The organism is Stieleria maiorica, from assembly GCF_008035925.1.
GTDB classification, from domain to species: Bacteria; Planctomycetota; Planctomycetia; order Pirellulales; family Pirellulaceae; genus Stieleria; species Stieleria maiorica.
The window spans coordinates 6,332,187-6,346,553 of record NZ_CP036264.1 but is presented as its reverse complement, the minus strand read 5'-3'; the positions used below and the strand labels follow the sequence as shown (position 1 = coordinate 6,346,553).

Sequence of the window (14,367 nt, the reverse complement as noted above, 5' to 3'; positions counted from 1 at the left end):
TACAGGAACGAAACTCTTGGCGAGTTCCGCTACCCCGAGGTAAATCGTCGACGCGACGCTACGCATCGGCCAAAACGTCACGTCCGATCTGGCCCGGCAAGACGACCTTGATGGGGAATTCGATTTTGTACCGTTCCCGCAACCGATCGATCGCCTCCAGGATTTGGTGGTCGTGGTAGCGCGTCGAAAAGTGCCCCAGGATCAGTGTCCCGATCCGGCTGTTGGATGCCATCTCCATCACCTGATCGAGCGCACTGTGCCGGATCAGACAGGGGTCATCGGCGGCGATCTCGTCGCTGGACAGAAAGGTCGATTCGTGAATCAGGACTTCGGCGTCGTCATAACGACCGTCCGTTTCGATCGGCGTGTCACCCGAAAACGCCAACTTGATCCGTCGGTGTTCCTCCGTGATCGCCCGTTCGCCCTTTTGACTGCGAAGCGCAGCGATCACATCCCCCGGCTTTCCGAGATGCTCCGGTTTCAGTTTTCTGCTGATTGCTTCGACGAAGTAGCTGAGACTTTTGGACCGGCTGGGCACGGATTCGATGTGACGATTGGCGACGGCGCGGACGACCAAGTCAGCTCGCAGCTGAACCTCGTCCCCCGGATCCAACGGCAACCACTTGGTCCCCGTCACCTGGGGATCGAATTTTCCCGAGAACGCGGCCAACGCCGGAAATGATCCGCAGTGTCGCGGGAAGTGGATCGACAGTTCCGGGCGCGCGTTGAGCTGATTGAATTGCAGCAGCCCGGCCAAGTGGTCCCGATCGGCGTGCGAAATAAAAACATGTCGAATCTTTCGCGATTTTTGCAGCAGGCCTGCGGACATCCCATCGCCGCAATCGAACAGACAGGCGAGTTCGTCGATGAAGTACCAGGTCGAAAAGAGCGCCGTGGAATATCCCGTGATCGTCAGTGGCTTGGTCGGACTCATGGGGCGGCTCCTGATTTCGTTCCGATAACGTCGTGCACCTCTTGCGCGGTTCGCCAGCGGCAATCAACATCATAGCCTGGACGTGCTGTCGTGCCGGCGAAAACGAGGAGAGGGATGGCAGAATGATTCGGGGCAGAATGATGGTGTAATGCCCCCGGGCTGCAATCAGACGATTGATCTCAAGAGCCGACCAAGCACTAATCCCGGCCGCTGATTTCGTCGATCGCCTTCTCGTAAGCCCGCTTCATCCCCCGACTGTCCGTTTCCTCCAACAGACGCTCCAAAATCGGGATCGCCTCGGTCGCCCGTGGACGCACTTTGCCCAGCATGTACAAAGAATAGTATTGCTGACGGCGGTCGTTGGATTCGATGCCCGCCAGCAACACGGGAACGGCCTCGGGGCCCGCGGTGTTGATCGCCCGCAGCGCGGTCTTCGCAAAGTTCGTGTCCTCCGGAACCGGCAAAAGTTTAAACAACGCCGGCACGGCCGATTTGGCATCGGCCCCCAGTTCGCCGAGCGACTCGGCCGCATCGCGTCGGACCGCCCAGTCCTGATCACCGAGCCCTTGGATCAACAGCGGCACCGATTTCTGACGGTCGGTTTCGATCTTTGCCAAGCACGCATAGGCGGCCGCACGCAGATCGGCGCGTTCATGATCCGTCAACGCGACCACCTGATCGGACAACGAAACGGCTTGGTCAGCCAACGTCGTGACCGATCGCAAGGACGCAAGCACGACTGCGTCCTCCGCATCGGAAAGACCATTACCCAAGGCCACAACCAGGTCTTCGCTCGGTGCGGCGGTCGTCGCCAGTGCGGATGCCGCCGCGGCGCGGACCGAGCTGTCTTCATCACCGAGCAATTGCATCAATCGCGGCGCACTTCGGCTCGCAGCTTCGCCCACCGCTTCGATCGCCAGCGCCGCCTCATGACGCACCATCGCGTCCGAATCGTCCAACCCGACGATCAACGCGTCAATCACTTCGCCGGACGCCGTTTCCATGCGTGCCAGACCACCGATCGCGCTGCGACGCACTCCGGCCTCGCCATCGTCGAGCGCTTCGAGCATTCGCTTCGTGACCCGCGAAGCGTCGTCGTCGACCTTGGCAAGAGCCAACACCGCCGCGGCACGCACTTCGGACTGCGGATCCTGACAGAGGGTCCCCAGACGCGACACGACATGGTCGTCCAGTTGCGGGTACCGCCCCAACGCCGCCGCTGCGGAAGCACGCAGGCGCGGATCCGCCTCATCCAAACAGGCTGCCAAGGGCGCGACCGCGGCCGCCGGCACTGATCGCATTTTTCCGATCGCCTGGGCCGCGATCGTTTTGGATTCGCCCGTTTCCGTCTGTAACGCCTCGATCAGCGGTGCCGTCGCGACCGGGCCGATTTGTGCAAGCGCCTTGGCCAGACGAGAGCGTGAGTGGTCCGCGTCCGAAGCGGCGTCCAAAAGTGCCGGCACCGATGCCGCTCCGATCCGACGCAGTGCATCGTCGATCGGAGACGGTTGGTCGGCATCTGCGTCATCTGTCGAACCGGTGTGCTGTTTCAGTGACGCGACCAACGGACCGATCGCTTTGGCACCACGAGTCCCCAACGTGCCGAGTGCGAACGCCGCGGCATCGCGATGGCGGTTGTCGTCGCTTTGCAGAAATTCGATCAGTCGGTCGACCGCTTGCTCGGACGCAGCCCCCAGGTTGCGGAGCGCGATCACGCCGCCGCTGCGGACTTGAACGTCCCCATCGACGACCGCGTCGATGATCCAATCGATCAACTGATCGTCGGGCTGCGAAGCGACCGAAACCGCGACGATCGCGGCCGCGCGGACCGCCGAGTCGGGATCGTCTAACAATTCGATCAGGCGGTCTCGGTAGGGGGCTGCGTGCTCTTTTGTTTTGGCCAACCCCTCGGCCGCGATTCCGCGCACCGCCGCATCTTCGCTGCCCAGTGCAGCGCCCAGCGAGTCCGCCGCCGCCGGTCCCAGCCGAGACAGCGAGGCGGCCGCTTGCCGCCGCACGTCGGGATCGTCGTCACGCACCGCTTCATTCAAGCTATTCAATAAACGCTCGGCATCCTCGATCATCCAGCCCATCGCATCGAGCGCCGCGATGCGGCGTCGGGTCGATTCATCCTTCGCCGCGTCGACCAACGCCGGAACCGCCGCCGATCCGATTCGTGACAGCACCCATCCGGATCGATAACGCCGCTGCTGGTCATCATCGCCCATGTTTTGGACCAGCGCTTCGATGGCCGGTTCTGCCTCGGGGCCGATTCTTGCCACCGCCATCGCCGACTGCATCCAAACCTGATCGTCGCGATCGCCCAGCCCTTTGATCAACGCATCGATCGCCGGCAACGCATCTCGGCCGAGCCGCGCGAGCGCATACGCTGCGTCCCGCCGCTCGTCCACCTCGACACTCATCAGGGCCGCGGCCCACTGGTCGACCTTCGACGCTTCGTCGCCGTCACGCGGCGGATCGGCTGCGGGCGAGCTGACGCAACACGCCAGCACCAATGCGACCGTCAACCATCGTTGCCCCGTGACGTTCAAAGTTGAAGCTCCGAAAGACGTCCCGTACTGTCACCGACGAAATCGATGGGCGTTCCGAATCGGTCCAGCATCGACAGGAATAAATTGCACATCGGCGTTTCGGGAGCGACACGGATATGGCGTCCCGAGTCGATCTGGCGACCGCCGGCCAACAGAATGGGCAAGTTTTCGTTGTTGTGCCGGTCGCCGTCACTGATCGCACTGCCGTAACAGACCGAGGTGTGGTCGAGCAGTGAGCCTTGCTGGCCGTCGGGCGTCGATTTCAGTTTCTGCAACAAGTAAGACAACTGCGCGACGTGGAACTGATTGATCCTTCGCAGCTTGTCGTGTTTTTCGGAATCACCGCCGTGGTGCGACAGGTTGTGATGCCCCTCGCCGACGCCGATGTGCCGATAGCTTCGGTTGCTGCCCGCGTCGGCAAACATGAACGTCGCGATTCGCGTCCGGTCGGTTTGGAACGCCAATACCATCATGTCGCACATCAATCGAATGTGCTCGCCATAATCCTTCGGCGTCCCCGCCGGGATCGGATAGTCGACGTCTTCGGAAACATCAAAGTCATCGTCGGTGCGTTCCATTCGCTTTTCGACGTCGCGAACGCCGTCCAGGTATTCGTCCAGCTTGCGCTGGTCGTTACGCCCGAGCTTGGATTGCAATCGTTTGGCGTCTTCGGCGACGAAGTCCAGAATGCTTTGGCGCAGGGCTTCGCGGCGGATCGCGTTTTGGTCATGTTGTGCCGGTGTCCCGTCACCGAACAATCGCTGGAATACCAATCGCGGATTGATCTCCTTGCTGACCGGAGTTGATTCGGACGACCAGGCGATGTTGGATGAATAGGCACAGCTGTAGCCGCTATCACAGTTCCCGGCGCTGCGTCCCGGTTCGATCCCCAGTTCGATCGACGGGAATCGCGTCGCGTGACCGGCGGCCTGCGCGGCGACTTGATCGACCGAAATACCCGACCGCAATCCGCCTTCCTTTCGCGGCTGTGCGCCGGTCAAAAAGACCGATGCGCTGCGGGCATGGTCGCCGGGCCCATCGCCGTTGGCACGGCCTTTGTCGTGTGTTAGCCCGCTGATCACCAACACGTCGTCTTGGACCGGAGCCAGGGGCGAGAGGGTGAACGGCAGGTCATAGCCGTAGCCTTCCAGCTGCGGCGTCCAATCCGGCAGATGGACTCCGTTGGGGACAAAGATGAACGCCATCCGGTTGGGCGAAGCGGACGAGGCCGCGACGGCTTTCGGGGCAGTCGATTCCATCCACGGCAGCGCCAGCGAAACTCCCAGCCCGCGCAGGATCGTTCGTCGTGACAGCCGGCTCGTTTGAATACTCATTGATCTCGCTTCCTCTCCCGCATCGTAAAGGGATCACTGGTGACGATCGCCGTCACAAGCGAACTGAATCGATAGCCGTCGTTTTCCAGTGCCGCCAACGCGGACTGGACCGTGCATCGGTCGTAGGAGGTTAAACCCCGCCCCAACGCATAAGTTAGCAATTTAGCGGCCAAACACTTGCAGAATTGCTCGCTTTTTTCCTGCACCAGGATCTGCATCAGCTCTTCGGCCCCGTCAAAGGCGACTCCGCCGGGCAACTCGCCGGAAGCGTCAATGTCGAACGCTCCGTCACGCTGGCGATACGCCCCCACGGCGTCAAAGTTCTCCATCCCGAACCCCAACGCGTCCATCTTGCGATGACAGACCGCACAGGACTCGTTGGCGCGGTGTTCCTCCATCTGCTCACGCAGCGACCCCAGCACCTCGCCGCCTTCCTCCAATTCCGGCACATCCGCGGGTGGCGGCGGTGGCGGTTCGGCCAGAATGTTTTCCAAAATCCACTTGCCGCGTTTGACCGGCGATGTCCGCGTCGGGTTGGACGTCAGCATCAAAATGCTCGAATGGGTCAACACGCCGCGTCGGCCGGCAGGCAACGATACTTTTTGAAACGAATCACCTTGGATCGAATCGATGCCGTAGTGTCGTGCCAGACGTTCATTGACGTAGGTGTAATCCGCGTTCAGAAATTCCAAGACGCTGCGGTCCTCGCGGACGATTTGTTCAAAGAACTTTTCTGTCTCGCGTCGCATCGATCGACGAAGCGAATCGTCAAACTCGGGAAACCGAACCGGGTCGGGCATCAGCGACGACACATCGCGAAGCTGCAGCCATTGCCCGGCAAAGTTGTCGACCAGTGCTTGCGACTTGGGGTCGGCCAGCATGCGTTTCGCCTCGGCTGCCAACACGTCTTTGTTCGCCAGTTCGCCCGATGCGGCCAGTTCGAACAGTCGCTCGTCAGGCATGCTGCTCCACAGAAAGTACGACAACCGTGTGGCCAGTTCGTAACCGTCCAGCGCGCGAATTCCGTCTGCATCGTCGGGTTCCGGATCGCGCTCGACGCGGAACAAAAAGCTCGGATGGATCAGAATCGCGGTGACGACGGTCTGAAAAATCTCGTCTTTCGGTGCACCTCGCTCGAACGCGCTGCGCATGATGGAAAACAGACGGTCGGCTTCGTCGTCGCTGATCGGTCGTCGGAAGGCTCGCGTGGCAAATTGTCGGATGTTTTCCCGAGCGACCGCGACCTGTTCGTCGTCATTGGCCGCTTCACGAGGCAGCACACGTTTTTTCGCTTGCTCGTCGGCCAACGCTTTCTCGGCGATCGTCGCGGCGGCCTCCAAGTATTTCTCGAACAAGATCGGCGGGATCGTCAACACCTCGCCCATGTTGTCGAACCCGTGGGCGACGTCGTCCGAGGGGAAGTTGTCGGCAAGGTTCAGGTCCAGCCCCAACAGGTCGCGAATCGTGTTGTTGTATTCAGATTTGTTCAATCGACGAATAATGACGCGGCCGGGGTGCTCGGCCGAACTGCAATCGAACGACGAAAACTCGACTTCGATCGCGGCGGCCAGCGACGCGATTTCATCGGTGGTCGGCTGCGTTTGATCGGCCGGGGGCATTTGGTGTTCGACGACCAGTCGCAGCACCTTTTCCCAGAACTCGTAGTTCTCTTGGATGTTGGCCGTGTCTTCGAAGCGATCAAAGCTGACTTCGCCCTCGAAATCATCGCCGCTGTGACAGACGACGCAGTGCGTCTGAAGAAACGGAGCGATGTTGGTGGAATAGTTCGTCGCGTGGCTTTCATCGGCCGGGAATTCGCCGGCGGGTGATCGATCGGCACCCAACCAACCAAGACACAGCCAGATCACGCCCGTCCAGATCATGGAAGTGAAGCGGATTAAACGGCTCGCGCGTTGAAGTGCAGTCATCGGCAGGGCGGCGGATTGTTGGCGGGGCACCGTCGGCAGTGGTCCGACAACGGGTGTCGAAGCCAAAACCTCTGGGTAGTTTCGCCGGGGTCGCGGCGAAGGGGGGGCACGCCGGCAGTCCACCGGCACGGCGCATTATCACCTGTCGACCAGCGGAACGCAAATTCCCCCGGCCGCCCAAGCAATAGGGGTTGGCTTCTAGCGGGACAGCGCCACTTCGACGTAGCGACGCTCGCCAGAGCGTGGAAACCCCCGGAGATCCACCTTCTGGCGAAGGTAGCTACGTTTAACCAGGGATTCACGATGATTCTCGTGCAAAGTGGCGCTGTCCAGTCAGGCGTTCAAGGAAAACACCCGCAATTCCAGCGGCCTCGCATCATCCTGACAAAAAAGCTTGACTTTCACCCGCGACAAATATCTAATTCATTCGATAATCGAATTCTTTCGACACCCAGGACTGGAGCGATTGATGTCGCGTCGTGTTTCGAAACATCCGACCGAACTGGAACTTGAGATCCTGCGGGTGCTGTGGCAATCCGGTCCGCTCACCGGCCAGGCGATCCGCGCGGCCCTCGAACCCGAGCGTTTGCTGACTTACCAGTCGGTGATGACCGTCCTGGGGATCATGGAGGAGAAGCGATATGTGACTCGCAAGAAGTCCGACGGACGCTACGAGTATCGCGCCAGGGTCTCGAAGTCAGCGACCGCCAAGCGGATGATGCGCGATCTGGTCGATCGATTGTTCGATGGTTCCGCAGCATCGGCGATGATCAACTTGCTCGAATCATCGGATCTGAGCGATGAAGAGCTGAAGGAACTCCGCGAGGAAGTGAACCGTCCCCAGAACAAAGGCAACCGGTGAACCAGAATGATGTTTTTCGACCACGATCTTCAGCTCCGTCTGGGGCTTGCATTGGTGCACTTCCTCTGGATCGCCTGCATCCCCGCGGCGTTGTTCACACTCGGTCTCCGGTTGATCGACGTGAACTCGGTGGAGGCACGATACCGCTGCAGCGTCATGATGCTGGGTTGCACGTTGCCGCTGTTCGCCGTCGCGTTCTGGCTGGTCGACACACGTCAAGCACCCCCGAATGCCGCCGCGACTGCGCTGGTTAAATCCGGCGGCAATCTCCCAGAATCCTCCGGCGTTTCGATGATCAACGTGCCCGCGGACACCGGCACCGATCCGTCGAGTGAGGCGCCCGCACCGAGGGTGGCGACAGGCATGCCGGATGCAGCCCCCGCACCAGCGGCTGCGACAACAGGGGATACCGAGCGTTTTGCCGCCGATGCTTGGGCGACGTACGTATCGATCGCCTATCTGGCTGGGGTCGTGGGGTTCATGCTACGACTGACCAGAGGCTACTGGCTTTGTCGGCGAATGCGGCGCCGTGCTTCAGCCGTGACCGATCCCGCCGTGGTGCGAGTGATCGATCGCATTGCCGCGAAAATGAGGTTGCCGAAGCCACCGGTGGTGATGTGGTGCCGACAAACCGTGGTACCCACCGTCGTGGGGATTTTGCGGCCTGCGGTTTTGCTGCCTGTCGCCCTCACCAATGGGGTTTCGATCGACCAGATTGAACATGTCCTGCGGCACGAGTTCACACACCTGCGCCGGTACGATGCGTTGGTCAACTTTCTGCAAGGCGTCGTCGAAACCCTGCTCTTCTATCATCCCTTGGTCTGGTGGTTATCACGTCAGGTGCGATTGTATCGCGAGCTGTCCTGTGACGCGGCGGTCGTCCGCGACGGAATCGATCCGAATCAGTACGCGGAAACGTTGATTGACGTCGCAACGCTCAGCCGCGCGTCACTCGCGCACGGTCGGCCCCCCGCACTAGCTGCCGTTTCATCGATTTCGTCGCGGTCACAATTGCGAATTCGGTTGGAGCGGTTGCTCGGCCGCACCAACGCCACGCCAGTCCGCTCGCAACGCTTGGCCGATGGAGCAAGCTTGCTGGCCGTCTTGTTGCTGGCCGGTGCCCTGTTCGGATCGACGCTCAATGCCATCCTCGCTGCCCCCCAAACGCCCGACGCAACCACACCAAAACTCGGTGACGAGTTGAGTCGCGTCATGCCTCGCGACATCGAACCGACCGAGTTGGCAGGGATCGTTGTCGACGCCGAGGGCAATCCGCTGCCGGGGGTGACCGTCGATGCCTGGAGCTGGCACCCCGGTGACGAAACCACGACGGATGAGGACGGTGTGTTTCGATTTCGCCCCGAAAGTGACAACGGACGCTCGAAGGTCGAAGTGCGTTGGATGAAACCGGGCTATTCACCGCACTACGTCGCACAGCAACCGGTCGGAGTCAGCGACTTGATTGTCACGCTGGACAAGACGACCTTCATCGAAGGCAGCGTCACCGCAGCCGGCGGATCTCCGGCGGCCGGCGTGACCGTTCGTGGCGTGCAAAAGGATATCAAGGGCGACGGCGTGCTGATCGGCGAAGTCCCCACGGAAACCACCACGGACGAATCCGGCAAGTATCGCTTGTACGTGCATCCCGATCGTTACGAGATTACCATCGCCAGCCCACTCGGGGTTGCTAGAACAGAAGCCTTGGACGTCCAACACGGCCAGGCACTGAAAAAATCCATTCAACTTGCCCCCGGAGTTCGCTTCGAAGCGATCGTCAAAGATGCCGTCAGCGGTGAGCCGTTTACCGGGCTGGTTCTTTGGAATTTCCCATTGAAACAATTCCAGGGCACATCTGATGACGACGGACGACTCGTGATCGAAGGCCTGTTGCCCGGTGAATTTAACTTCTCTGTCGGTGCCGGGGACCCGATCGAGTATCGCGGAATGAAGTTTCACCGCAACGGTCCGCTCGGGCGCTGGTGGTCGCCGCAAGCCAAACATCCATGGCAGCAACTCCAGCTGAAGCCGGAGCAGTTCCAACGAAACTTCGATGACCTGACGTTTGACCTCTCACCCGGCATGCAACCGGTGGAGATTTTTATCGAGGCCGGGGTCAAATTCAGCGGTCACGTCTACGACCCGGATGGAAATCCACGTGCCGGCGCGACGGTGGCACCGGCCAAGACCGGCAGCGGCAATTCCCTGACCGGCGACACGCGTTTCAGTGCGACCACGGAAGCCGACGGTTCTTACACCGTCGTGATGCCCGCAGGCAACGCATTCCAATACAACTTGATGGCGTTTGACGGCGAATACAGCAAGTGGCGAAAGTGGGGCGCAGTCGCCCGCGACCCGCTGACCACACGTCCGGGGCAAACGATCGCCGACTATGATTTCACGCTCACCCGCGGCGCAACCGTTCGGGGCAAAGTCACATCGATCGACGACGAGGCGCCGCCACGCCAAGTCCGCGCCCACCCCGCCGATTTGCGTGGCAATCGCTACTACGATCCGACGGTCGAAGTCCGCCCCGATGGAACGTTCGAGCTTGGCGGCTTGCGTCCCGGCAAGCACTCCATCCAAGTCTCACCCTTCTGGCTGGCCGCCGCGGATGCGGAAAACGGTTCCTCCGTCGTCGTCGACGTTGCCGAGGGTGAAGTCCGTGAGGGAGTTGAATTGCAGGCCGTCACGCCGGAGGGGCCCAAGCTCTACCCGGTGATCAAGTCGAAGCAACCGGTCGACATTCCTGCAACATCCAATGTGATTGCCCCAGCGGCGGGTGGCGTCATCTTCATGGCGGCAGACAAGGTCTTCTCGACACCCTGTTTTGATCAGGAATCCATGTACTTCGGTGCTTGCGACGGCAATTTCTATTGCCTCGACAAGACGACCGGTCAGTTGAAGTGGAAGATAGAAGACCTGCAGCGGGTCGATTCCAGTCCCGTGGTGGCTGCCGGCAAGGTCTTTTTCACCAGCTTCGCGAGAGGGCAAAGCTGGCTCCATGCTGTGGACACAAACTCGGGCAAGTTGATTTGGGAAAAACGGATTGAGGGATGTGGAAATAGTCATCCGCAGATCCAGGGCGACAACGTCTGTGTTGCCGGCGTGAAGCAGTTGTTCAGCCTGGACCAAAATTCTGGGCGCCGAGTCGCGGCATCTCCCATCGATGGCGATGGGGTCGCGCAGTATGTGGCGGTAGCTGTACACGGCGACAAGACACTCGTCCTTGTGACAACCGACTATGAAGCTGACGACTATACCGGAGTCGGCGTGCTGGTCTGTTTTGACTCCGGGTCGGAGACCCCCGCATGGAAGCTACCTCTTGGTGGCTGCAGCTTCGGCAATCTACATTGCAGCGGACAACGGTGCTACTTTGGAACCCGCGACGGCCATTTGAACGCGGTCGATCTGGCGACGGGAATGCCCGTGTGGAAATACGACTGTGCCGATGTTTTCGTTGCCGCCGACCGAGTCTGGCCCCATCATGTGATCGACAACGGCGACAGCGTCGTCGTCGCTTGTTCGCAGCGGAGCCTAAATGATCCCGGCGCGATGATCTGTGTCGATAAGGCAACGGGGGTGAAACGCTGGTCGATCGTTAATTCGCTCGGTTTTTCGTACTCGAGCGATACGACTGAAAACTCCGTTGTCACTGTCTGCCTCGACCACCGGTTGATGCGACTCGATCGCGCCAACGGTCGCGTTCAATTCATCGGTACGTTGCCAGAATCCAGTGCCCGTTGGCAGGGCGAATCCTATAAACTTGTCACGAATGATGGATTTGCGTTTGTTGTTGGCGCGGAAAAGCAAGTGTGGCGGTTCGATTTGGATAAGTTGAAATGAGTCTCAGGCCGCACGTCGATTTTCATCAGGGGACGGTGCGGCTGTTCGGTTTGTCGGCGAGATTTGTAGAAAAGGCCCTTACGGACGTCCCGCTGGTTTGGGATGAACGCGAGGATTGCTATCGAGCCGATGCGATGCACGCCGATGCGATCCGGCAGGGGCTGGAACACTCGTTGGCCGGTCGGTTTGATTGGCGGGTCGGACGTGATGCGGGGGCGGCGGAGTTTCGGTCGTTGGCGGTCAACGATCTGCGACAGGTGACGCTCCGCGGCGATCAGCAACAAGCGGTCAAGGCGTTCGAAGACGGCGGGCGTCGGGGATTGGTCGTGATGCCCACCGGTACCGGCAAGACGGTCGTGGCGATCGAGCTGATGATTCGATGTCAGTGCAGCACGCTGGTGGTCGTTCCGGTTCGTGATTTGATGTACCAATGGCACGCCAAGATCCTGGAAGCGACGGGCATCGATGCCGGGCTGATCGGCGACGGCGTGCACCGCGTCAGCCCGATCAGCGTGACAACCTATGACAGCGCCGCAATCCACATGCCGCGGATCGGCGACCGTTTCCAAATGATCGTCTTTGACGAAGTGCATCATCTGGCCGGCCCCTGGCGCAGCGACGCCGCGCGGATGTCGATCGCAGCGATCCGGTTGGGACTGACCGCGACGCTTCCCGGTGACGACCAGCGCACCGAGAGGCTGCAACAGCTGGTCGGTCCGACGCTGTACCAACAATCGATCGCCGAAGCGTCTGGAAAATCATTGGCCGATTACAGCGTTCACCGCATCGCCGTCCGTTTGACCGATGATGAACAACAACGCTACCGAGACTACTCCCGGCAGATTCAAACGTTCGTTTACCAACAGCGGGAGTTCGATCCACAGTTCAAGTGGGATGACACCTACGCCCTTTCCGCCGCGACAAAGCAAGAACCCGACCGCGCCCGCGACGCCGTCATCGCGATGCGGGCCTTTCGACTGAAACGTCAAATCGAAGAACACGCCGACGCCAAATTGCGGATGCTGGAAGACCTGTTTCGACTTCACTGCGACGAATCGGTGATCGTGTTCACGGGGTCGAACGTGATGGCGCGAAAGATCTCGACGCGGTTCCTGGTGCCGTGCCTGCTTTCCCACTGCGGAAAGAAAGAACGCCGGCAGTGGTTGCAGGGGTTTGCCGAGGGGCGTTACCGTGTGCTGGTCGCCAATCGCGTCTTGGACGAAGGCGTCGATTTGCCGGAAGTCAAAACGGCGATCGTACTGGGCGGACTCTCCAGTCAGCGTCAGGCCGTCCAGCGACTCGGGCGTGTGCTGCGAAAGGGAACCGGTGGCCGACGCGCCAAACTGTATGAAGTCGTCGTCGAAGACACCCGCGAAGTCACCCGGAGCCGTGATCGCCGCCGAAACGAAGCCTACCGGCAAAAGCGATGATCCGCAGCGAACACAGCATCGTCGAGTACGACTTTCAGCGGATGATCGTCCGCCCGGACCGTCTGCACCGCGGCACCGACGCCGATTACTTGCCGACTGCGAAACAAATGTTGCGCATCTATCGTGACGGAATCGGCAGCGCGCGACAGACGCTGCACGGGCGGATCGAGACCTGTTTGAATCGATTGCCCGGATGCCCTCCGCGTCGCATCGCCGCATTCTGCAAGTTGCTGGACGATCAATCCGAATACCACTCCGACCGAAAAGCGGCCTTGCAACTAAGACGCCAAGTGTTCGACTTCGCCGCCGACCGCCATCCGATCGTGGAGTATCGCGAAGGGATCTTTGACAACGAAATGCACCAGGTCCGCAGCGAACTGGCCGAAACTGTCGGCCGTCCCTGGCCCGAGATCGAGGCAGATCTGTTCAGCGACGTGTTGGAGTTGCAGCGACTGGAGTCATTCGAAACCTCGCTGACACCGGCGCAACTGCTGTCCGCCTACAACGTCGCCCAAACCCAAGCGGCGCTGTATCGCGCGACTCGCGTTCGCGTCGATGCAAGCGATGATTTCAAGACGATCGTCCGTCACGCCAAACTGGCCGGACTGATGCATCGCATCGATCTGGTTTCCTCGGCCAAACATCCCCGCTACCGATTCATCTTCGACGGACCGCAAACGGCGCTCCGTCAATCGACTCGCTACGGCGTCCGGTTCGCGACTCTGGCCGACAAGCTACTCGCCTTAAAAGGCTGGCACCTGACGGCCGAAATCCTGGGACCGAGGAAGCAACGATTCCGGATGGAACTCTCGCCGGCCGACGGATTGACCAGCTCGCTCACTGCCCCGGACGCCTTCGATTCATCCTTAGAAGCAGAGGTCGATGCCGCCTGGCAGAAGACGCCGGTCGACGGTTGGATTTGGCAACGTGAGTCACAGTTGCTCGTCCGTGGCCAATCCGTCATGACGCCCGACTTTTCGCTATACAACCAGCAACGCAATCTGCTGGTCTACGTCGAAGTCATCGGCTTTTGGACGCCGGAGTACCTCGAGGAGAAGAGTCGCCGGCTGAAGGAATTCGCTAGCGTGCCGCCCACCGATTCACGCCCCGTCGAGACGACCCGATGGTTGCTGATCGTCGCAAAACAGCAGGAACGCGACCTGCGGCAACGCTTCGCCGACCTGCAGCTACCGATCATCGGCTTCGACAAACATACCAAGCCACAGTCCTGGATCGACGCGATCGACGAATGACACTGCCTTCCCCCATCATCTTGCCCCATCATTCTGCCCCCATCATTCTGCCCCGAATCATTCTGCCTCCCCTCCCACAAATCCCATCGCCCCGACCGGGCACGTCGATCAGCTGAAGGGGTAGGAAGATTTCGAAGGTAGGAAAATTGGTGCATCCGACTGGAGCATGCGTTCCAATATTTTCTTACCCCAAAAATCTTCTTACCGATCATCATCTGCATCCCACGCCCC

General features: G+C 60.3%; 8 protein-coding genes. 4 read left to right on the top strand and 4 right to left on the bottom strand.

What is annotated here, in order from left to right; genetic code table 11:
* Positions 1-58: 58 nt before the first annotated feature.
* The 4 genes from Mal15_RS21545 to Mal15_RS21530 all read right to left on the bottom strand — a co-directional run bounded on the left by Mal15_RS21545 (position 59) and on the right by Mal15_RS21530 (position 6,748).
* Positions 59-934 carry an MBL fold metallo-hydrolase gene (locus Mal15_RS21545; protein WP_147869663.1) on the bottom strand — a complete coding sequence of 292 codons (876 nt, stop codon included), beginning with the start codon at positions 932-934 and terminating at the stop codon, positions 59-61.
* Between the two features lie 197 nt (positions 935-1,131).
* Positions 1,132-3,486: a HEAT repeat domain-containing protein gene (locus Mal15_RS21540; RefSeq protein ID WP_147869662.1), complete on the bottom strand. Its 2,355-nt coding sequence runs from the start codon at positions 3,484-3,486 to the stop codon at positions 1,132-1,134.
* Positions 3,483-4,820: a DUF1552 domain-containing protein gene (locus Mal15_RS21535; protein WP_147869661.1), complete on the bottom strand. Its 1,338-nt coding sequence runs from the start codon at positions 4,818-4,820 to the stop codon at positions 3,483-3,485. Before Mal15_RS21535 ends, Mal15_RS21540 begins: the two co-directional genes overlap by 4 nt.
* Entirely contained in the window at positions 4,817-6,748 is a 1,932-nt protein-coding gene (locus tag Mal15_RS21530) for a DUF1592 domain-containing protein (RefSeq protein ID WP_147869660.1), read from the bottom strand. Before Mal15_RS21530 ends, Mal15_RS21535 begins: the two co-directional genes overlap by 4 nt.
* Before the next feature lie 469 nt (positions 6,749-7,217).
* On the opposite strand from Mal15_RS21530, the gene Mal15_RS21525 reads away from it, so the two are divergent.
* The 4 genes from Mal15_RS21525 to Mal15_RS21510 are packed head-to-tail and all read left to right on the top strand — an operon-like array spanning position 7,218 to position 14,136.
* Complete coding sequence (locus Mal15_RS21525) at positions 7,218-7,610, top strand: BlaI/MecI/CopY family transcriptional regulator (protein ID WP_147869659.1); 393 nt, start codon at positions 7,218-7,220, stop codon at positions 7,608-7,610.
* Between the two features lie 6 nt (positions 7,611-7,616).
* Positions 7,617-11,453, top strand: a complete 3,837-nt coding sequence (locus Mal15_RS21520) for a M56 family metallopeptidase (RefSeq protein WP_147869658.1) — start codon at positions 7,617-7,619, stop codon at positions 11,451-11,453.
* Positions 11,450-12,883, top strand: a complete 1,434-nt coding sequence (locus Mal15_RS21515; protein WP_147869657.1) for a DEAD/DEAH box helicase — start codon at positions 11,450-11,452, stop codon at positions 12,881-12,883. The genes Mal15_RS21520 and Mal15_RS21515 overlap by 4 nt, the downstream gene beginning before the upstream one ends.
* Positions 12,880-14,136, top strand: coding sequence for a DUF790 family protein (locus Mal15_RS21510; RefSeq protein ID WP_147869656.1), 1,257 nt, complete (start codon positions 12,880-12,882; stop codon positions 14,134-14,136). Before Mal15_RS21515 ends, Mal15_RS21510 begins: the two co-directional genes overlap by 4 nt.
* Positions 14,137-14,367 lie beyond the last annotated feature (231 nt).